General features: G+C 69.9%; 17 protein-coding genes and 1 pseudogene. 9 read left to right on the top strand and 9 right to left on the bottom strand.

Annotated elements, in window-relative coordinates; all coding sequences use genetic code 11:
• The first annotated feature begins 15 nt into the window (after window positions 1-15).
• Window positions 16-1770, top strand: a complete 1755-nt coding sequence (locus ACQP2E_RS35315) for an acetyl/propionyl/methylcrotonyl-CoA carboxylase subunit alpha (protein WP_433827299.1) — start codon at window positions 16-18, stop codon at window positions 1768-1770.
• Here ACQP2E_RS35315 and ACQP2E_RS35310 read toward each other — a convergent pair.
• From ACQP2E_RS35310 to ACQP2E_RS35300, 3 genes are read right to left on the bottom strand one after another with little or no spacing between them, the layout of a single operon-like run.
• Window positions 1754-2611: a transglutaminase family protein gene (locus tag ACQP2E_RS35310; RefSeq protein ID WP_433827298.1), complete on the bottom strand. Its 858-nt coding sequence runs from the start codon at window positions 2609-2611 to the stop codon at window positions 1754-1756. The two genes, ACQP2E_RS35315 and ACQP2E_RS35310, sit on opposite strands and share 17 nt — an antisense overlap.
• A complete protein-coding gene (locus ACQP2E_RS35305; protein WP_433827297.1) occupies window positions 2608-3591 on the bottom strand; it encodes an alpha-E domain-containing protein in 984 nt (327 codons plus the stop codon). Before ACQP2E_RS35305 ends, ACQP2E_RS35310 begins: the two co-directional genes overlap by 4 nt.
• Window positions 3560-5119 carry a circularly permuted type 2 ATP-grasp protein gene (locus ACQP2E_RS35300; protein ID WP_433827296.1) on the bottom strand — a complete coding sequence of 520 codons (1560 nt, stop codon included), beginning with the start codon at window positions 5117-5119 and terminating at the stop codon, window positions 3560-3562. The genes ACQP2E_RS35305 and ACQP2E_RS35300 overlap by 32 nt, the downstream gene beginning before the upstream one ends.
• A 344-nt stretch (window positions 5120-5463) precedes the next feature.
• Between ACQP2E_RS35300 and ACQP2E_RS35295 the strand changes: the two genes are divergently transcribed.
• A complete protein-coding gene (locus ACQP2E_RS35295; RefSeq protein WP_433827295.1) occupies window positions 5464-6174 on the top strand; it encodes a DedA family protein in 711 nt (236 codons plus the stop codon).
• Here ACQP2E_RS35295 and ACQP2E_RS35290 read toward each other — a convergent pair.
• A complete protein-coding gene (locus ACQP2E_RS35290; protein ID WP_433827294.1) occupies window positions 6101-7501 on the bottom strand; it encodes an NAD(P)H-quinone dehydrogenase in 1401 nt (466 codons plus the stop codon). The two genes, ACQP2E_RS35295 and ACQP2E_RS35290, sit on opposite strands and share 74 nt — an antisense overlap.
• A gap of 97 nt (window positions 7502-7598) precedes the next feature.
• On the opposite strand from ACQP2E_RS35290, the gene ACQP2E_RS35285 reads away from it, so the two are divergent.
• Window positions 7599-8060, top strand: a complete 462-nt coding sequence (locus tag ACQP2E_RS35285) for a gamma-glutamylcyclotransferase (RefSeq protein WP_433827293.1) — start codon at window positions 7599-7601, stop codon at window positions 8058-8060.
• On the opposite strand, the gene ACQP2E_RS35280 is transcribed toward ACQP2E_RS35285, so the two are convergent.
• The 4 genes from ACQP2E_RS35280 to ACQP2E_RS35265 all read right to left on the bottom strand — a co-directional run bounded on the left by ACQP2E_RS35280 (window position 8046) and on the right by ACQP2E_RS35265 (window position 11813).
• Window positions 8046-9014, bottom strand: coding sequence for a GNAT family N-acetyltransferase (locus ACQP2E_RS35280; protein ID WP_433827292.1), 969 nt, complete (start codon window positions 9012-9014; stop codon window positions 8046-8048). The genes ACQP2E_RS35285 and ACQP2E_RS35280 overlap by 15 nt on opposite strands.
• 677 nt (window positions 9015-9691) lie before the next feature.
• The gene (locus tag ACQP2E_RS35275) at window positions 9692-11137 is read right to left on the bottom strand and encodes a hypothetical protein (protein ID WP_433827291.1); all 1446 of its coding nucleotides are present in this window, start codon (window positions 11135-11137) and stop codon (window positions 9692-9694) included.
• The gene (locus ACQP2E_RS35270; RefSeq protein WP_433827290.1) at window positions 11134-11532 is read right to left on the bottom strand and encodes a hypothetical protein; all 399 of its coding nucleotides are present in this window, start codon (window positions 11530-11532) and stop codon (window positions 11134-11136) included. The genes ACQP2E_RS35275 and ACQP2E_RS35270 overlap by 4 nt, the downstream gene beginning before the upstream one ends.
• An 83-nt stretch (window positions 11533-11615) precedes the next feature.
• Complete coding sequence (locus ACQP2E_RS35265; protein ID WP_111651854.1) at window positions 11616-11813, bottom strand: acyl-CoA carboxylase subunit epsilon; 198 nt, start codon at window positions 11811-11813, stop codon at window positions 11616-11618.
• A gap of 101 nt (window positions 11814-11914) precedes the next feature.
• Between ACQP2E_RS35265 and ACQP2E_RS35260 the strand changes: the two are divergent.
• The 3 genes and pseudogenes from ACQP2E_RS35260 to ACQP2E_RS35250 form a co-directional block, all read left to right on the top strand.
• Window positions 11915-13138, top strand: a pseudogene (locus ACQP2E_RS35260) (protein kinase domain-containing protein); the annotation flags it as partial.
• A 2063-nt stretch (window positions 13139-15201) separates the two neighbouring features.
• A complete protein-coding gene (locus tag ACQP2E_RS35255) occupies window positions 15202-15417 on the top strand; it encodes a hypothetical protein (protein WP_433827289.1) in 216 nt (71 codons plus the stop codon).
• A gap of 23 nt (window positions 15418-15440) precedes the next feature.
• On the top strand, window positions 15441-16178 hold the full coding sequence (locus ACQP2E_RS35250) for a M50 family metallopeptidase (protein WP_433827288.1): 738 nt from the start codon (window positions 15441-15443) through the stop codon (window positions 16176-16178).
• A 4-nt stretch (window positions 16179-16182) separates the two neighbouring features.
• Here the strand turns inward: ACQP2E_RS35250 and ACQP2E_RS35245 are convergent, their stop codons facing one another.
• Window positions 16183-17754: an acyl-CoA carboxylase subunit beta gene (locus ACQP2E_RS35245; protein ID WP_433827287.1), complete on the bottom strand. Its 1572-nt coding sequence runs from the start codon at window positions 17752-17754 to the stop codon at window positions 16183-16185.
• A gap of 141 nt (window positions 17755-17895) precedes the next feature.
• On the opposite strand from ACQP2E_RS35245, the gene ACQP2E_RS35240 reads away from it, so the two are divergent.
• The 3 genes from ACQP2E_RS35240 to ACQP2E_RS35230 are packed head-to-tail and all read left to right on the top strand — an operon-like array spanning window position 17896 to window position 20322.
• The gene (locus ACQP2E_RS35240; protein WP_433827286.1) at window positions 17896-18867 is read left to right on the top strand and encodes a hypothetical protein; all 972 of its coding nucleotides are present in this window, start codon (window positions 17896-17898) and stop codon (window positions 18865-18867) included.
• A 32-nt stretch (window positions 18868-18899) separates the two neighbouring features.
• On the top strand, window positions 18900-19754 hold the full coding sequence (locus tag ACQP2E_RS35235; protein ID WP_433827285.1) for a biotin--[acetyl-CoA-carboxylase] ligase: 855 nt from the start codon (window positions 18900-18902) through the stop codon (window positions 19752-19754).
• A 4-nt stretch (window positions 19755-19758) separates the two neighbouring features.
• Window positions 19759-20322 (top strand): PH domain-containing protein, encoded by a 564-nt coding sequence (locus ACQP2E_RS35230; protein ID WP_433827284.1) that lies wholly within the window; start codon window positions 19759-19761, stop codon window positions 20320-20322.
• Window positions 20323-20336 lie beyond the last annotated feature (14 nt).

The following is a 20336-nucleotide window of genomic DNA, read 5'->3' as shown; positions in this document are numbered from 1 at the left end:
CGTTAGGCTCTTCCCGTGCGGAAGATATTGATCGCCAACCGTGGCGAGATCGCCCTCCGGGTGATCCGGGCCTGCAAGGACGCCGGCCTCACGAGCGTCGCCGTCTACGCCGACAGCGACCGGGACGCGCTGCACGCGCGCGCGGCCGACGAGGCCTACGCGCTGGACGGTGAGACCGCCGCCGACACCTACCTGCGCATCGACAAGTTGCTGGACGTGGCGGTGCGCAGCGGCGCCGACGGGGTGCACCCGGGTTACGGCTTCCTGTCGGAGAACGCCGAGTTCGCCGAGGCCGTCCTGGAAAAAGGCCTCACCTGGATCGGCCCGAGCCCTCAGTCGATCCGCGACCTGGGCGACAAGGTCACCGCACGGCACATCGCGCAGCGCGCCGGCGCGCCCCTGGTGCCCGGCACGCCGAACCCGGTGGCCCACGCCTCGGAGATCGTCGCCTTCGCCGAGCAGCACGGCCTGCCGGTGGCGATCAAGGCGGCGTTCGGTGGTGGCGGCCGGGGTCTGAAAGTGGCTCGCACCATCGAGGAGATCCCGGCGCTGTTCGAGAGCGCGACCCGCGAGGCGGTGGCCGCGTTCGGCCGCGGCGAGTGTTTCGTGGAGCGTTACCTGGACCGTCCCCGGCACGTCGAGGCGCAGGTCATCGCGGACACCCAGGGCAACGTCGTGGTGGTCGGCACCCGTGACTGCTCGCTGCAGCGCCGGCATCAGAAACTGGTTGAGGAGGCGCCCGCGCCGTTCCTCACCGACGAGCAGCGCGCCAAGATCCACGAGAGCGCCAAAGCGATTTGCCGCGAGGCCGGCTACTACGGTGCCGGCACTGTCGAATACCTGGTCGGCCAGGACGGGACGATCTCGTTCCTCGAGGTGAACACGCGCCTGCAGGTGGAGCACCCGGTCAGCGAGGAGACCACCGGCATCGACCTGGTGCGCGAGCAGTTCCGGATCGCCTCGGGCGCGCCGCTGGCGATCACCGAGGACCCGGTTCCGCGCGGCCACTCGATCGAGTTCCGGATCAACGGCGAGGACGCCGGTCGCGGCTTCCTGCCGGCGCCCGGCCAGGTCACCGCGCTGACCTGGCCGTTCGGCCCCGGCGTCCGGGTTGATTCGGGCGTCGAGACGGGCAGCGTGATCGGCGGCAACTTCGACTCGATGCTAGCGAAGATCATCGTGACCGGTGCGACCCGGGCCGAGGCGCTGGAGCGTTCCCGCCGGGTGCTGGACGAGACGATCATCGAGGGCATCGCCACGGTGCTGCCCTTCCACCGCGCGGTGATCCGCGACGACGCGTTCACCGGCGACCCGTTCACCGTGCACACCCGCTGGATCGAGACCGAGTGGGACAACACGGTGCCGCCTTTCGCGGCGCCTGCCGCGGCCTCTGCCGAGGCCGCGGAACGCGAGACCGTCGTGGTCGAGGTGGGCGGAAAGCGCATCGAGGTGCGTCTTCCCAAAACCCTTTTCGGTACGGGTGGAAGCACCCCGAAACGCGGTTCTGCCCGTCCGAGAGGCGCTCAGAAGGCGACGTCCGCCGTCACCAGCGGCGGGCTCACCGCTCCGATGCAGGGCACCATCGTCAAGGTCGCGGTGCAGGACGGTGACGAGGTGGCCGAGGGCGACACGATCGTGGTGATCGAGGCGATGAAAATGGAGCAGCCGCTCGCGGCCCACCGCGCCGGCACCGTCTCCGGCCTGGCGCTTGAGGTCGGCGCCACGATCACCGCCGGCACGCTGATCTGCGAGATCAACGCAGCCGGGTGATCGTCACCTCGACCCCTTGCCCGGTGCTCTTCGGGCCCGAATAGATCCCTTTCAGGGGCGGCACGTCGGCGTACTCCCGGCCTCGGCCGACGCTGACGTGCCGTTCGCCGATCGGGATCCCGTTCGTCGGGTCGAACGAGGTCCACCGCCCGGCCCACCACTCGACCCAGGCGTGGCTCTGCCCGACGACGCTCTCGCCGATGGTGGCGCCGGGTTTCGGGTGCAGGTAACCGGAGACGTACCGGGCCGGCAGGCCCATCTCCCGCAGCATCCCCACCGCGAGGTGGCTGATGTCCTGACAGACGCCTTTGCGCTGGGCCCAGGCGTGCAGGGCGTCGCTCTGCACGCCGGTCGACCCGGGCACGTACGCCACCTCGGCCCGCACGAACGCACAGACCGCCATGGCCGCTTCCTGCGGTGTGCCGTGGGTGCCCCGCAGGTCCGCCACGATCGACCGGAGTTCCTCGTCGACACCGGTACGCCGGGTCGGCAGCCGCATCTCGTACCAGCGGTCCACGTGCTGTTCCAGATCGGACCAGCTCGCGCCCTCGCCGGGCGGTACCAGGTCGCCGGGCGGCAGGGTCTCCACCGTGGAGGACGCCGTCACGGTCAGCTGCTCGTGCGGCGCGTGCACGTCGAACGCCGTGACGACGGTGCCCCAGTAGTCCTCGTACTTGTAGGTGCGCGCCGGCGGCCAGACCTCGACCTTGGCGTCCAGCACCGCCTGCCGCGCCTCGTTGCGGGGCCACATCCGGGCCTCGTTGTACGACGACGACACCGGTCCGGCGTACTCGAAACCGCTCTTGTGCTGGATCTTGAGCCGCCAGCTGTCCACGCTCATGCCACCGCTCCACTGCTCCACGTGACCGCCGACGTGTGGCGGAAATAGCGGCGCGACACCGCGTCGTTGACCTGCGAACACGTGTGTTCCAGGCTGGCCAGCACCGGTCCCAGGTCGTTGATCAGCTCGTCGGCGCCGCGGAACTCCAGGCCGGTGCGGGCCCGGCCGACGATGCGCTGCGCGTCGGTCGCCACGCCGGCCCGGCCCGGGTCCGGTTCCAGGTCGGCCAGGCAGCCCTCGGCCGCCGACAGCGCCGCGAAGACCGACCGCGGGAAGAGCCGGTCGAGCAGCAGGAACTCGGCCGCGTGCCGATCGTCGAGCGAGCCTCGATAGGTACGCAAGAATGTCTCCCACGCCCCGCTGGACCGCAGCAGCGTCAGCCAGGACGGGATGCTGCCGCCGGCCCGCTCGTGGGTCCGCAGCAGCCGGGCGGTCATGTCGACGCGCTCGATGTTGCGTCCCAGCACCAGGAAGACCCAGCCCTCGTCACGGCTCATGGTGGCGTCGGTCAGCCCGGCCATCACGGCGCAGCGGTCCCGCACCCAGCGGAAGAACGCGTGCACACCCTGCTGCTCCACCGTGCGGCGAGCACTCGGCAGGCCGTGGTACGTGGCGTTCAGGCACTCCCACATCTCCGAGGAGACGATCTCCCGGCAGCCACGGGCGTTCTCCCGGGCCGCGGCCAGGGCGCCCACCACCGAGCTGGGGTTCCGGGAATCGAGCCCGAGCAGGTCCACCACTTGCGCGGAGGTGACCTGGCCCGCTTCCACCGGCAGGCCCATGACCCCGAAAAGCGACCGGACTGCCGTCTCCTCGTTGGTCCACGGGTCGGCCAGGATCCGCTGCAGGTGCACGTCCAGGATGCGGGCGGTGTCCTCGGCCCGCTCGACGTACCGGCCTATCCAGTAGAGGGACTCCGCGATCCGGCTCAGCATGTCCGCGCCCGCCTCACTGCTGCTGCTGTTGCTGCTCGGCCGCATCGGCGGCGCCGGCCGGCCCGGGTTCGGGACGCCCGGCCGCCTTGAGCGGCGCCGGGTCGGCGGGCAGATGCGGCACCTCGAACGGGATGGTGTCGTCCGGCGACGCCAGGACCCAGGTGTCCTTGGAGCCACCGCCCTGGCTGGAGTTGACGACCAGCTCGCCTTCCGGCAGCGCCACCCGGGTCAGTCCACCGGGCAGGACCCAGATCTTCTCGCCGTCGTTCACCGCGAACGGCCGCAGGTCGACGTGCCGGCCACGCAGCCGGTCACCGATCAGGGTCGGCACCATCGAGAGCTTCACCTCGCGCTGGGCGATCCAGCCGCGCGGGTTGGCGACGATCTTCTCGCGTACCGCGTCCAGCTCGTGGTTCATCGCGGCCGAGCCGATCACGATGCCGGCGCCGCCGGCGCCGTCGACCGGCTTGAGCACCAGTTCGTTCAGGTGGTCCAGCACGTGCTCCAGCACGCCGGGCTCGTCCAGCCGGTACGTGTCGACGTTCGGCAGCAGCGGCTCTTCGTTCAGGTAGTACCGGATCAGGTCCGGCACGTACGTGTAGAGCAGCTTGTCGTCGGCGACACCGTTGCCGACCGCGTTGGCGATGGTGACCCGGCCGGCCCGGGCCGCGTTGAGCAGGCCCGCGACACCGATCATCGAGTCGGCCCGGAACTGAACCGGGTCGAGGAAGTCGTCGTCGATCCGGCGATAGATCACATCGACCCGCTGCTCGCCGGCCGTGGTCCGCATCGCGACCCCGTTGCCGACGCAGATCAGGTCACGTCCCTCGACCAGCTCGACACCCATCTCCCGGGCGATCAGCGTGTGCTCGAAGTACGCCGAGTTGAAGACACCCGGACTGAGCACCACGACCGTCGGATCGTTCACCCCGGTCGGCGCTGCCGCGCGCAGCGCCCGCAGCAGCATGGCCGGGTACGACTCGACAGGCAGGATCCGGGACGCCGCGAAGACCTCGGGCAGCACCTGGGCCATGGCCCGCCGGTTCTCCATGACGTAACTGACCCCGGACGGGATCCGTACGTTGTCCTCGAGAACCCGGAACGTGCCCTGCTCGTCGCGGATCAGGTCGACGCCCGCCACGTGTACGCGTACCCCGTTGGGCGGGTTGATCCCGGCCGCCGCGCGCAGGAAGTGTGCGCTCGTCGCGATGATCCGTCGCGGCACCACGCCGTCGGCAAGGACCTGGCCCGCGCCGTACACGTCGGCCAGGAACGCTTCCAGCGCCCGAATCCGCTGTGCGACGCCGACCTCGACCGAGCGCCACTCCTGAGCAGCGATGATCCGGGGGACGATGTCCAGTGGGAACGGCCGTTCCACGCCCTTGAGGGCGAAAGTGATGCCCTGGTCGAGAAACGCCCGGGCCAGCACCTCGGCGCGCACGCCCAGTTCGGCGCTCGACAGCGGCTGCAACGTAGCGTGCAGCGCCTCGTAGCTCTCACGGGGCACACCCAGCTCGGCGAACATCTCGTCCCAGCCGGGGCCGAGGCGGTACTCCTCGAAAAGATCCGCCATGGCGCGAACATACGGACGGTTCGTTGCGCAGGGATTTCAGCTGTGTCATCGCATGTCACCGTGGGCGGGCCGCCGATACGGGACCTACCGGCGGCCCGCGCCGCACTGCCGGGGCACTCCGAGACCCGGCGGCACGGGCTAGTCCAACCGTACGCCGCGGACCCCGGTGCCATCGAAAACCAGGCGCGCAGGGATGAACTTCGGACGTACCGTGTCCGGCGTCACGACGGAGAGCGTCTGGACGGGGAGCATTCTGAATAAAGAGTTCTTACACCAGCACAGCGCACTCTCAGCTACGGCCACGCACAATGCCGTGAGCCCCGAAGCCGCGAGGTGACACGCCGATGACCGAACTGCTGACCATGCTGGCCACGCCGGCATGGGCCTACCTGGCCCTGTTCGGCTTCCTGGCGGTGGACGCTTTGGTGCCGGTCGTACCGATCCAGGCCATCATGATCACTTCTGGGGCACTCACCGTTTACGGCAATCTCGATCTCGCCGCGGTGATCGCCGTCGGCGCGATCGGCATGTTCGCCGGTGATGCCGTCGCGTTCGTCCTGGGACGCTCAACCGGTGCCCGATTGAGCGCATTACGCGAACGGTTCGCCCCGCGCGGCGAGGATGCCGGCGAGCCCGGCCGGACCCGGCGGGCGGCCGAACGGTTCACCCGCGGCCTGCGCCGGCCCGGTCCGCTGGTGATGCTGCTCTGCCGGTTCGTCCCCGGCGGGCGGATGGCGTCGGGTTACCACGCGGGCCGCTCCGGTTACCCGGTCAAGCTCTTCGTCGCGTACGACGGACTGGCCTCGCTGTGCTGGGCCTGTTACGGCGGGCTGGTCGGCCACCTGGGCGGCACCGCCATCACCCAGTCGGCCTGGCGGCTCTTCGCGGTCGCCGCAGCGGCCGCTGTGATCTTCGGCACGGCCGGCTGGGTCCTCGCGCTCTTCGGCGGCGGACCGGCCGCCGAAGAGCCTGCCGCAGCTCCTACTGAATCTCGTGCTGCATCAGCTGCCGCGCCGCTTCCGCGATCGAGCCGGAGAGCGACGGGTAGATCGTGATGGTGTGCGCCAGCTGATCGACCGTCAGGTTGTTCTCGATCGCCATGGTGATCGGCAGGATCAGCTCGCTGGCTTTCGGCGCCACCACGACACCGCCGATGATCTGGCCAGTCGCCAGGCGGCAGAACAGTTTGACGAAACCGTCCTGCAGGCCGGCCATCTTGGCCCGGGCGTTACCGGTCAGCGGCAGCATCACCTGGCGGGCCGGCGTACGCCCGGAGTCCACCTCGTTCTGCGAGATGCCGACCGTGGCGAGTTCCGGGTCGGTGAAAACGTTCGCCGAGACGGTACGCAGCCGCAACGGTGCCACCGCCTCACCCATCGCATGCCAGATCGCGATCCGGCCCTGCATCGCGGCGACACTGGCCAGCGGCAGCACACCGGTGCAGTCGCCTGCCGCGTAGATGCCCGGCACGTTGGTCCGGGACACCCGGTCGACGGTCACGTAACCGCCGTCGCCGACCCCTACGCCGTACTCGGCGAGACCCAGGTCAGCAGTGTTCGGGATGGCGCCGACCGCGATCAGCGCGTGCGAGGCCTCGATCACCTTGCCGTCGCCGAGGGTGACCTGGACGCCGTCGCCGGTGTTCACCACCGACTGACCACGGGCCTGGCTCAGGATCGTCATGCCCCGCTCACGGAACACCCGCTCTATCGCCATCGCGGCGTCCGCGTCCTCGTGCGGCATCACCCGCTCACGGCTGGAGACGAGCGTCACCTGTACGCCCATCGCGAGGTAGGCGCTCGCGAACTCGGCGCCGGTCACACCGGAACCGATCACCACGAGGTGGCTGGGCAGCTCGGTCAGGTCGTACACCTGCCGCCAGTCGAGGATGCGCTCGCCGTCCGGGCGCATCGAGGAGAGCACCCGCGGGGTGGCGCCGGTGGCGAGCAGGACGGTGCCGGCCTCCACCGCGTACGTCTCGCCGTTCTCCGGCGTGATCAGCACCTGGTGGGTGTGACCGAGCCGGTCCTCGCCGAGCCGGGCCCGGCCGCGGACCACGTCCACGCCCGCCTTGATCAGCTTGGTCTGGATGTCGCCCGACTGAGCCAGCGCCAGCGACTTGACCCGCTGGTTCACCGCTGCCGCGTCGACGCTCACCCCGTCCAGACCGGACGAGGAGATGCCGAACCGCTCGTTGTGCCGGTAACCGGTCATCACCTCCGAACTGGCGATGAACGTCTTGGAGGGCACACAGTCGGTCAGCACGCATGCGCCACCCGGACCGTCCGCCTCGACGAGGGTGACGTCCGCGCCGAGCTGCGCGGCGACCAGGGCGGCCTCGTATCCCCCCGGTCCCCCACCGATGATCACGATCCGACTCACGCTAACGACCTCCACAAAACCATTTAAATCCGACCAGACGTGCCGACACGCACGTTCCATATTCTCACCACCCCTCACTGCGGCTATCGTCGTCGCCGTGCGTCACTACGCCGCGTATGGCTCGAACCTGGACCCTGCCCGCATGCGGGCCTACTGTCCGCACTCGCCGATGGTTGGCGTGGGGTGGATCGAAGGCTGGCGCCTCACCTTTGCCGGTGAGGGACAAATGGGCTGGGAGGGGGCAGTAACCACGGTCGTCGAGTCACCGGGCGACCGGGTGTTCGTCTCGCTCTACGACGTCCACCCATGGGATGCCTCCCAGCTCGACGAAGTCGAGGGGGTGACTGCCGGCGCCTACCAGAAGCTCACCGTCCGTGTATCGACACTTGAAGGTGACATACCCGCCTGGATCTACGTCTACGCCGGTTACGAGGGCGGCCTGCCCACCGCGTGGTACCTCTCCGAGATCGCCAACGCAGCGGAGAAAGCCGGCGCGCCCGACGATTACGTGCACGAACTGCGCAGCCGCCCGACCGGGACGGCCTCACCCGAGGTCTAGCGTCGTCTCATAGATGTTCGCGCGGTACAGCGCGGTCATCCCGGCCTTGCGATAGAGGCTCGCGGCGTCGGTCGGGTTCGCCAGATCGACGCCGAGGCCGGCCTTGGTGCGCCCTCCAGCCGCATACGCCGCGAACGCTCGGCGCAGCAGCGCCTCACCGACACCCCTCCTTCGGTACGCCCGGAGCACCGCCAGTGATTTGACCCAGCCCTCGTCGTTGGCGTCGTCGCCACCCGAGCCGCCGGACTGCAGTGCGCCAGCGAGCACGCCGTCCACCTCGGCGACGAACCATTCGCCGAAGTCGACCCCGGACTCGGCCAGGAACTGCTCCCGCCAGTCCTCGAAGCCCGGCGCCCGGTGGTCGGAGTCGCGGAACGCCTCCTCGACAACCCCGTGGAAACGGCGCATCTCGCCCTCGTCGCCGGCCCGGACCGGCCGGACGACCACGCCCGGCGGCGGCGGGGGCGCCTCGTGCGGCACACCGGCGAGCGGCATCTGCATCCGAGCGTGCTGCTTCACAAAGACGAAGCCCGCGTCGGCAAGCGCCGCGATGTACGCGATCTCGCTCGGAATTGCCGCGGCCCGCACCGTGTAGACCTCGTGCCCGAGCTCCGCCGCCCGCTCGGCCGTCCGCGCCATCAGAAGGCGCAGGAGCGGCCGCTGAGCCGGCAGCCCGGTCTCCGGGTGAACGTAGACCTCGACGAAGTCACGGGCCTTCCCAGTGGGGTTACGCGGGTACGCCCACCCGGCGACCGAACCACCCGGCTCGATCGCGAGCCAGCTGTCCCGGCTCATGTCGGTGTGCGGCCCGGTCAGCTCCTCGTGGACCTCGTCCAGCGTGAAGTCCGGCTCACCCACAGCGGCAACGTCACTGGCGTGCACCATCGCAAGAATCGCGCCGGCGTCGCCAAGCGTCGGCCGCCGCAGAACCCACCCATCCGGAAGCTCACCCACCCCGGCATCCGACCACGCCCTCCGGCCCTCGCCAACCAATTTTCAGCCGGCGTACCGGCCCGACGGCGAGCCAGCCACTGCCGCTGGCAGGTGTCACGCGAACTCGCTTCCAGGTAAAGCGGGAGGCTTGTCCTGATCTAGGTGAGTTCCACCCACATGACGACCACAAGCGCCAGTCGGCCGACGGCATCGCGGGATCCAGCAAGATCGACGGACGGGTGAGCGTGCAGTACCGCCGCCCGCCGCCCGTCAGGCGCCGACCCGCCCGCCGCCCGCCGCCCGCCGCCCGCTGGGCACTGCGCTGACCGCTGGGCACTGCGCTGACCGCTGGGTACTGCGCTGACCGCTGGGTACTGCGCTGACCGCTGGGTACTGCGCTGACCGCTGGGTACTGCGCTGACCGCTGGGCGCCGCGCCGACCGCCGGGTGTCGGGTGCCGGTCCTGCCGGGTCGGTGGTGGCTGGCTTTCCTCGATCTTGGTGAGTTTCCCGAACACGCTGCCGCTCAATTCCACAAGATCGACGAGGGCCTCCCGATCTTGTGGAATTCGCCGCAAACGGTTCGGGGGAGTTCTCAAGATCGGGGACCGGGGCGTAGAGCACCCGAATGCGTAGGCCAGACATGCCACTGCAGTCCGACAAGAGCGCTCGGCTATGGCTGGAGGAGCTACCGGTTCGTCAGGGGTTATGGCCGATTACGGGGCCGGGGTCTATCGGTTGCTCCGGAGCTGGCGAAATGACGGGGTTCACGCCCTTTTTCGTCTTCCAGTGGGCTTCGGTGGGCTTTCCTCTGGCGGGCCGGGCCTGCTGCGGTGGACTGGGCTGGGACGGCTGGTGCGGCTGCCCGATCAGCCCGCCGACCGGGTTGACCCTGGTGGGCGGCCGCTGATCTGACGACGGGTGCTGGCCTGTGGCGGGAACGCCGCCGATTACGCCGCCGACCGGGTGCGTTCGCGGGTCCTTCGAGGGTGCGGCCTCCGAAGGTTCGGACGCTTCATTCGGCTGGACAACTCCGTTTTGCCAGCTTCCCGAGGAGCGTCCGGCCGGGACCGAGCCGATGACCGTGCCGGCCGCCGTCCGCTCCGGTTTCGCGCCGAGCCCAGCACGCGCGCCCCCGCCGCCCGCGCCCCCGCCGCCCGCTCCACCACTGCCCTCGCCCCCGCCGCCGCCCGCTCCATCACTGCCCGCGCCACCGCGGGCGCCTGCACCAAGGCCAGGACCAGGGCCCGTGCCACCGGACGCGTCAGTGCTCGCACCGCGGCCGGCACCTGCACCTGCACCTGCGCCAAGACCAGCACGTGGTCCAAGACCAGCACGTGGTCCGAGACCAGCACGTGGTCCAAGACCAGCACTCGCGCCGGAACCGGCATTTCGGTCTGGATCGCCACCTGAGGCCAGGCCGGCACCCGCGCCCAAGCCCGCGCCCAAGCCCGCGCCCAAGCCCGCGCCCAAGCCCGCACCCCGCCCTGCCCTCGGCTGGACCCCGGCCGGCTGGCGACCTGCGTCCAGCAACCCGGGCGGTCTGACCGGAAGTGAATAGGAGGCCGGCTTGTAGGGGGAGGGGACCACCAGCGCCGTCTGTGCCTGGGCCAGTTCGGCGCTCAGTGACTGCATCACCGCCCGCGCCCTGGCCTCCAGCACCGCCTGCCGGCCCACCGACACCGGCCTCTGCGGCGCCGGGCCGCGGGCCTTGCCGCCGACCAGCTGGTGCAGCCGCTTCTCCTCGGCGAAGCCGGCGAGCAGCATCTCGTTGGCCGCGTGCTCCCGGGCGATCGCCGCCATCTCCCGCCGGGCTGCTCGCAGGGCGCCCGATGCCCCGCCGAAGGCGCGCTGATTCGCGACCGCGGCCTCGTACGTCTCCTCCAGGTTGGTGATCAGTGCGTCCAACCGGGTGAAATATGCCGCCGCGGCCGGGCTGCGGGACGGAGGCCAGGCGTCGGCCAGGCTCTCCCGGTATCGCCGGACCTGTTCGATGTGTTCCTGCACGAGTTCGGACGATCGGCGCCAGCCACCGGCCAGGCGGGCGTGGGTGGCCTCGTCGTGGGAGGCGAGCATGGCCCACATCTGGTCGACGCGCAGCGACGCCCAGTTCGTACCCCCGCCGCCGCCCGTCGCCGCGATCATCCGAGAGCGGCCCGCGAGCCGGGTGCAGTCTGCCGGCCGGGAGCGATCTGCGAGCCGGGTGAGGCCAGTCCTTCAAGAACGGCCTGCGCGTTCGCGTCGCTTTCCGCGTATAGCGCGCCGGCCTCGCGTGCCGCCGCCGCCAGGCCGTAGGTCCCGTCCGCGTAGTCGCAGACGTTGCGCAGCGTGACCTCCTGTGCCCGTGCGTGAGCGTGCACAAAGAGGTCAAGCTCGGTGAAGCTAGCGTTGCCGGTCATCTGCGTGAGCATCGTGTCGCTGACTGTGATCGCGCGAGGGGTGTAGTCACGTTCGACCGAATCCGCCAGCCCGGCTGCGATCTTTTCCATGGCGCGGATGTCCGCCTCGATGTGACAGTGGTCGCCCAGTGGGACGGTCATCCCGGCCTCCCGGAACGTGTGGTGTGATTTCCCTCCGAGGTTATCCGCTCACACCGTGTATGACTGCCCCCTGTGGACAGCCGTTATCGGGGCAGGCCGGAGGCTCGCCACCCGCGCGCAGCACCTGCTGGGCGGGCGGATCGCGTCCATTCGGAGGTGTCTTGCGACGGAGTTTCGGAATTGACCGAAGTGGATCGAGATGTCAGGATGGCGGCCAGCGCGGCCAGCTCATGATCGTCTAGGCTTCCTCGTACGACGCTGACCAGCGGTTCCGCATTCATCAACCGAGCGTACGACGGGTGACCGGAGATCCGGTGACACGTGTCCCACACTCGGCTGATCAATTCGCGGCCGCTCGACAGAACCAGGTATTTTCTGCGTGATGTCTTCTTCTCCCCCACTCGTTGTCGCTGATCGGTACCGGCTCGTTGCGCCGCTCGGTCAGGGCGGGATGGGGCGTGTCTGGCGGGCCACTGACGTCGTCCTTCACCGGGACGTCGCCATCAAGGAGCTCGTTCCGCCTCCGGGTCTGACCCCGGCCGAGCGGCAGGAGATGCGCGAGCGCTCACTGCGTGAGGCACGCGCCATCGCCAGGCTCAACAACGTCAACGTGGTGCGTGTCTTCGACGTGCTGCGGACGGACGCCGACCCATGGATCGTCATGGAGTACGTGGCTTCCCGTTCGCTGCAGGACACCCTCGCCGCCGACGGTCCCTTCAATCCGGTTCGTGCCGCCGAGATCGGTCTCGGTGTGCTGAACGCGTTGCGCGCCGCGCACCGGGCCGGCGTCGTGCACCGCGACGTCAAACCGGGCAACGTGCTGATGGGCGCCGACGGCCGTGTGGTGCTGACCGATTTCGGTCTCGCCACAGTGCCCGGCGACCCCAACGTGACACGCACCGGCCTCGTTCTGGGCTCCCCGGCGTACATCGCGCCGGAGCGTGCCCGGGACGGCACAGCGGGTCCGGCAGCCGACCTCTGGTCGCTCGGCGCCACGCTGTTCGCCGCGGTGGAGGGCCAGTCGCCGTTCGCGCGGCCGTCCGCCATCGCCACGCTCGCCGCGCTGGCGACCGAAAACGTTCCGCCTTCACGGAACGCGGGACCGCTCAAGTCCGTACTCAACGGGTTGCTGCGCAAGGATCCCGCTCACCGCATCGATGCGGAGGAGGCCGAGCGCCTGCTGGCGCGAGCCGCCGGCCGGCGATCGAAGATCGCCTTCCCGATGAGCCCGACGATGCGCCGCCCGGGTGTCGGCCGGGAGCGTCCCTCGCTGCCGAGCGGCCCGGGTGGTCCGCCCGTTCTGCCCGGTTCCGGCTGGGTGACCGCGACAGGTTCGGCACCGGTGGTGCCCACGCCACGCCCGCCGGTCACGAACACGCCGCAGGGCCGCCCGCCGGTCACGAACACGCCGCAGGGCCGCCCGCCCGCCGGCAACCCGCCTCAGCGCCCCGCCGCCGCCAACCCGCAGCAGCCGGGCCGCCCGCAGGCCGGAAATCCCCAGGCCGGCAATCCCCAGGGTGGGAACCCGCAGTTCGGGAACCGGCCGGGTGGGAACCCGCAGCAGGGCCGTCCCGCTGACGGTCGCCCGCCGATCTACGCGCCGGGCAAGGCGCCGGTCGGTGGTCCCGCGCCGTCGGACGCTCCGCCGCGCGGCCTGCAGCCTCCCGGCCGCGACCCGAAACCCCTCGATGCCACGCGCGTCGATTCACCCGCGGTTCACGACATCCCGGGTACGCCTTATCCGCCCGCGCCGCCCGGCCGCCCGCAGTTCTCCACGGGTACGCCGTCCAGCGCCCCGGTGAGCCCGGCCCGCGTCGGGTTCACCGCGGCCGACGTGGCCGCGAACCGGCGGAAGAAGGCAGCACCGGAGCACGAGAAGTCGCTGGCCGCGGCGACCGGGGCCTACCCGATCGTGGCCGCGTCCGAGGCCGCACAGGCAACCACGCTGATGCCCACCGGCACCCCACCGGTCCCGTCCCAGGAACGCGGCTCCCAGTCGTCGGGCTCCCAGCCGTCGGGCTCCCAGGAGACCGTGGTCGAGCCGGCGAAAGAAGCCTCCCCGCCCGGGAAGCCAACCTCCCAGGAGGCGACTCCTCAGGACTCCGCGACCGATGCTCAGGCGCAGGTCACCCCGGAGCCCTGGCCCTCGGACGAGACGTCCCGGGACGGGGTGTCCCAGGACGAGACATCCCAGGACGAGACATCCCAGGACGCGGCTGTCGCGATCGTCCAGGAGGACGAACCGGCCACCGCGAACGATGCAGACCAGACAGACCTGGTCGAGGCTGGGCCGCTCCCGGAGCAGCAAGCAGCCCAGGCGGACCAGGCCGATTCGGCCGGCAACGCCGGTCAGGCCCAGGACGCTGCCCCCGAGCACCAGCCGGAAGCCACCACCGAGCAGCCGGAAACTCCGCAAGCGGCCCCGGCCGCCAAGGAAGAACCAGCCACCGAAGAACCAGCCACAGATGAGCCGGCCAACAAAGAGCCGGCCAACAATGAGCCGGCCACAGATGAGCCGGCCACAAATGAGCCGGTCAAGCAAAAGTCAGCCACCGAAGAGCCGGCCACCGAGGTCTCCGACGACCGCACGATCGTGGCCCCGGCCGCGATCCTGACCCCGGCCGCCCGGAAACCCTCGGACGCCGACAAGACCTCGATCGTCGAGCGCACCCCGGCCGTCAACCGGATCCCGGATGATGACCGGACCTCGGTTGTCGGACGTGGGCCGGACGCGGACCGGACCTCGATCGTCGCTCCGCTCTCGCCGCCCGGTCCGCGGCGTGTTCCGACCCCGGACAACGACCGGACCTCGATCGTCGGCGGAGGCGCGCGCGCAGGTGCCGGTGCGGGCGCCGAGTTCAATCGGCCGAGCCGTCCGGCGTGGACGCCCATGCCGATGCGCCCGTCCGAGCGCCGCGGCATCACCGTGCTCGGCACGACGCTGACCCACCGCCAGGCGGCGATCGGTCTCGGCATCGTGCTCACGTTCATCCTGCTGATCGGCATCATCGTGGTGCAGGCGTTCGGTGACGACGCCGAGGGCGCCACCGGCACGACACCGAGCAAGGGCGCTGTCGCGGCCGGCAACCCGTCGGAAGCGGAGAGCCCGGCGAGCCAGGGTGAGGCCTCCAAACCGGCGGCGAACAACTCACCCAGCGCGGCACCGAGCACGGCCGCGAGTTCCGCGGCGGCCGGCATCCCGGCGGGCTGGCGCTCCTACAGCGGTTCCGGGTTCAGCCTGTCGCTGCCGAAGGGCGCTTCGGTCTCCGGTGGCGGCAGCGAGACCCGGGTCAACTACAGCAATCGCCTGCTCATCATCAACAAGGTGAACCAGGAGATCGACGACCCGGTGGAGTACCTGGAGCAGCAGAGCACCAGCCACTACCGGAACTACAACAACCTCGGTGTCAAAGAGGTCGACTACCAGGACGACGCCGCGGACTGGGAGTTCACCTACACCACAAACAGCGGCAACAACGCGCAGCACGTGGTGAAGCGGGTCTTCGAGATCGACGACACTGCGTGGACGCTGGGCTTCTACACCTCGCCGGAGGACTGGGACGCGGCCAAGGCGGACCTCGACGCGATCTTCCAGGGCTTCAAAACCCGGTAAGGCGTGAGATCCGAGTTGCTGGGTAGTAGATCCAGCATCACGGATGGAGGTACACCATGAACTGCCGACGTCACGGCAGTAAGCCGACGATCGCTCTCTGGATGCTTGTCGCTGTCGCCGACATCGCTCTGGTCGTCGCTGCCACCGGTCTTCTCACCGCGCTGCTCACCGTACTCGTGCTGGCCGTCGTGGCCGGCGGTTTCATCGCTGTCCGCTCGTTGCGCAGGCCACAGTCCGAGCCGGTCGAAGCGGTCGTGCGCCGCCGGGCATAGCGTGATCGGATACAGTCCCCGGCGTGTCGATCGACGGTGTGACTGACCTCTGGGACCAACTTCTCGGCGCCCAGCCCGATCCGCCCGGACTGCTCGTTCTGCTCACGGCGGTGGCCGGGTTCGTGGCGGTCGCGTTCCGTCCGGCGTGGCGGGTCGCTCGCAACGCGGTGACGATCGCTCACGAGGGTGGTCATGCGCTGATCGCTCTGCTGACCGGTCGTAAGCTGCGCGGCATCCGTCTCGAGTTCGACACGTCCGGCCTCACTCTGTCGGCCGGCCGGCCGACCGGGCCCGGCATGATCCTGACCCTGCTCGGCGGTTACATCGCGCCGTCGCTTGTCGGTGTTCTCGGCGCCTGGCTGCTCGGCGGCAACCGGATCACGCTGCTGCTCTGGCTGGCCGTGGTCCTGCTGCTGCTCATGCTCATCAACATCAGGAACCTGTTCGGCGTGGTCTCGCTGGTCATCACCGGCGCGATCGTCTTCGCCGTCTCCTGGTACGCGTCCCCGCAGGTGCAGGCCGCTTTCGCGTACGCAGGTGTCTGGTTCTTGCTTTTCGGTGGGGTTCGTCCGGTCTTCGAGCTGCAGAAGCTGCGGAGCCGGGGCCGGATGCGTGATTCGGACGCCGACCAGCTGAGCCGGCTGACCCACCTGCCCGCCGTTTTCTGGGTGGGCGTGTTCCTGGCGGTCAACCTGATCGCTCTGGCGGTCGGCGCCTTCCTCCTGGCCGGCCAGTGGCTCCCCGACACCGCGACGGTGTAAAAAGCTACAGCGGAATGTTGCCGTGCTTCTTGGGCGGCAAGGTCTCCCGCTTGGTCCGCAGCATCCGCAGCGCCCGGGTCACCTGGGCCCGGGTCTGCGACGGCTGGATGACCGCGTCGACATAACCCCGCTCGGCCGCGATGTACGGATTCGCCAGCGTGTCCTCGTACTCCTGGATCAGCTCCGACCGCCGCGCGACCGGATCCTCCGCTGAAGCCAGGTCGCCCCGGTAAAGGATGTTGACCGCGCCCTGTGCACCCATCACCGCGATCTGCGCGGTCGGCCAGGCGAAGTTGACGTCGGCACCGAGGTGCTTGGAGCCCATCACGTCGTAAGCGCCGCCGTACGCCTTCCGCGTGATCACGGTGACCTTCGGAACCGTGGCCTCGGCGTACGCGTAAATCAGCTTGGCGCCGCGCCGGATGATGCCGTCCCACTCCTGTCCGGTGCCGGGCAGGAAGCCGGGCACGTCGACGAACGTCAGCACCGGGATGTTGAACGCGTCGCAGGTACGCACGAACCGGGCCGCTTTCTCGGAGGCGGCGATGTCGAGCGTGCCGGCCAGGCTGATCGGCTGGTTGGCGACGACCCCGACCGGCCGCCCTTCGACCCGGCCGAACCCGACCACGATGTTCTGCGCGTAGAGCGGCTGGACCTCGAGGAATTCGTCGACGACGGTCTCGACGACCTTCTTGATGTCGTACGGCTGGTTCGGTGAGTCCGGGATGAGTGTGTCGAGAGCGCGGTCCGCATCGAGAGCACCGAGGTCAGCCTCGGACGAGAACGAGACCGGCTCGTCGAGGTTGTTCGACGGCAGGTAGGAGAGCAGCGCCCGGACGTAGTCGATCGCGTCCTCCTCGTCGCTGGCGAGGTAGTGCGCGTTGCCGCTGCGCGTGTTGTGGGTACGCGCTCCGCCGAGTTCCTCCATGCCCACCTCCTCACCGGTGACCGTCTTGATGACGTCCGGACCGGTGATGAACATGTGCGAGGTCTGGTCGACCATCACGGTGAAGTCGGTGATCGCGGGGGAGTAGACAGCGCCACCCGCGCACGGGCCCATGATCAGCGAGATCTGCGGGATGACGCCGCTGGCCCGGACGTTGCGGAAGAAGATGTCGGCGTAGAGGCCGAGCGCGACGACGCCCTCCTGGATCCGTGCGCCGCCGGAGTCGTTGATCCCGATGATCGGGCAGCCGATCTTCATGGCCAGGTCGAGCACTTTGACGATCTTCTCGCCGAAGACCTCGCCGAGCGACCCGCCGAAGATCGTGAAGTCCTGGGAGAAGACGCAGACCTGCCGGCCGTCGATGGTGCCGTGGCCGGTGACCACGCCATCGCCGTACGGACGGTTCTTCTCCAGGCCGAAGGCGGTGGAGCGGTGCCGCGCCAGTTCGTCGAGCTCGACGAACGAGTCCTTGTCGAGCAGCAACTCGATGCGCTCGCGGGCGGTCTTCTTGCCGCGGGCATGCTGCTTCTCGATTGCCCGCTCGGATCCCGCGTGCACGGCCTCGTCTGTGCGGCGAGCGTGGTCGGCGAGCTTTCCCGCGGTGGTGTGTATGTCGGGCTGCGTAGTCACGGTGATCTCCCGCTCCGATGTGACGGTGCGACGGTGCACTCGGGGTTGATCGTAACCAAGCGGGCGTTCAGGCGAGAGGCCGTCGTTACGGGAGAGTTTGGTACCCAATGCCCCATTCGCTCCCCATTCGTTACTCCCCCCGTGACGAACTGGATGACAGCGGCAGGACTAGCGCTCATCGCAGGCGGCCTCGCCACATTGATCAGTTTCTGGTCGGTGATCTTCGGTGGCGGTGCCCGTCGCGCGAACCGGAACGGCCCCGATCCCCGAGGCCGTCGCGCGAAGGCGCAGAACCGTCCGGCGATCGCGCTGCCTGAGGCCCCGCCGATCGAACCCGAGCCGGTGCTCCTGGCTCTGCCCGCCGCTCCGATGCTCCTGGAGCCGGCGCCGCTGCCCACCAAGCCGGGCCCGATCTTCGTGGAGCAGCCCCAGGTCTTCGTGGAGCAGCCCCAGGTCTTCGCGGAGGAGCCGCAGGCCTTCATGGAGGAGCCGCAGGTTTTTGTGGAGCTGCCGGAGCCGTTTGAGGACGCCTGCTTCGCGGGCGCTTTCAACCCTCTTGGGTACGCCCAAAGCCGCGTCCCCGAAGCCCGATCCGCCGTCGACCGAACCGATCTGGGGTACGGCGACCGGGTCAAGGGCTGGGTCCGGCCCGACTACCAGGACCTGGACGACAGCCCGCCGTCCGGCGAGTACTGGACCCCCGTCCCGGACGAGCTGTACGCCGACCCGGAGCCGTCGGCCCGCGGTTACGGCTGGCCGGTGCCGGTGGAACGGCTGCCGCAGGCGCCCGCGTACGAGCCGGCGACCGGTTTTGATCTGAGCCCGGTGGAGGCCGCCGAACCGACCGCCTTCGTGCCGAGGTCCGTGCCGAGGACGTGGCCGCCGGAGTCCGAGGACCTGCGCGTACGGCAGCCTCGCTCGTGGCGTGACCGGGACGAGAAGCGTCCCGACGAGCTGCGCGCCTTCCGGGATTACGACGAGCGTCGCTCCTGGCGTGACCGTGACTTCCAGCAGGAGGGCCGCGGCCGCCGCGAGCGACCGCGTCCTCGCCCTCGCCCGACCGCGCAGGCCTCCGGTTATGTGAGCCGGCACGCGGCGGGCCCGCACCCCTGAGCCGATTTCGGCGTGCGGCATAGGCTTCCGGGATGAGTTCTTCGTCGTACGCCGATCTTGACCGGCCGCCGCTGTCCGGACGGGCGCTGACCCGCGCCGTGGTGGTGCCGGGCGGCTTCTGGTCCCGGATCGACGTGCGTGCCGAGACCGGTTCGACGAACGCCGACGCCGCCGAGGCGGCCCGCCACGACGAGCCCGAGGGCCTGGTCGTGATCGCCGAGAGCCAGTCGGCCGGCCGGGGCCGCCGGGACCGGCTGTGGAGTTCACCACCCCGGGCCGGCCTCACCCTGAGTGTCCTGTTGCGACCGTCGGCGCCGATCGCCGAGCGGGACTGGCCGGCGGCGCCGCCCAGCGCGTACGGATGGCTGCCGTTGCTCGCCGGGGTTGCCCTGCGGGAGGCGGTGACCCGGGTGGCCGGTGTCGAGGCCGCGCTGAAATGGCCGAACGACCTGCTCGTCGGCGACCGCAAGTGCGCCGGGATCCTGGCCGAGGTCGCGGGCGACGCCATCGTGATCGGAATCGGCCTCAACGTCAGCACCCGCGAGGACGAGCTGCCGCCCACGAACGGTGTGCCGGCCACCTCGCTGCGGGTGGCCGGCGCCGAGACCTTCGACCGGGACCCGCTGCTGCGTGCCCTGCTGCGCAGTTTCGCCAGGTGGTACGAGGGCTGGCGGGACGCCGGCGGCGACGCCGAGATGTGCGGGCTGACCGGGGAGTACCGGCGGGGCTGCGCCACGATCGGCCGCCAGGTCCGGGTGCTGCTGCCCAGCGGTGGCGAGCTGACCGGCGAGGCGACCACGGTGGACCGGGACGGCCAGCTGGTGATCCGTACGGTGGACGGCGCCGAACATCGTGTCTCAGCGGGTGACGTGCTGCACGTACGCTGACCGCGTGGCGTTCCCGGAGGATGTGCTCACGGAGCAGGAGGAGGTTGTCCTCCACCTGGCTCCGCACTGGAAAGTGGCGGTGCTGCCGATCGCGGTCCTGCTGCTGTCGGTGACCGGCGAGATCCTGGCCTGGGTGATGCTGCCGGGCACCGAGGGCGGCCGGATCGGCCTGTGGCTGGTCACCGCGATCCTGCTCTGGTACTCGGTGCGGTACGCCGTCCGCCCGCTGGTGATCTGGCGTTTCACCCACTACGTGCTGACCGACGAGCGGATCCTGCTCCAGCACGGTGTGCTCGTCCGGGAGCGGCGCGACCTCCCGCTGAACCGGGTCAACGACCACGCTCTGGCCCAGTCGGTGCTGGACCGGATGCTCGGCAGCGGCACGCTCACTGTCGACTCGATCGGCGACCAGAGCGCCGTGCTGGCCGGGCTGCCGCACGCCCAGCGAGTGCAGAACACGCTGTACGAGCTGATCGAGCACAGCCCGGCGCCGGACGACGAGGACGAAGAGGCCGAACCGGAAGAAGAAACAGCGCCGGCGCCGCGTCGCGGCCTGTTCCGGCGCTGACCTTTCCTAACCTC

This window comes from Actinoplanes sp. CA-015351 (assembly GCF_050955685.1).
Classification (GTDB): Bacteria; Actinomycetota; Actinomycetes; order Mycobacteriales; family Micromonosporaceae; genus Actinoplanes.
The sequence above is the reverse complement of the archived record's forward strand: the minus strand, read 5'-3'. Positions and strand labels throughout refer to the sequence as shown.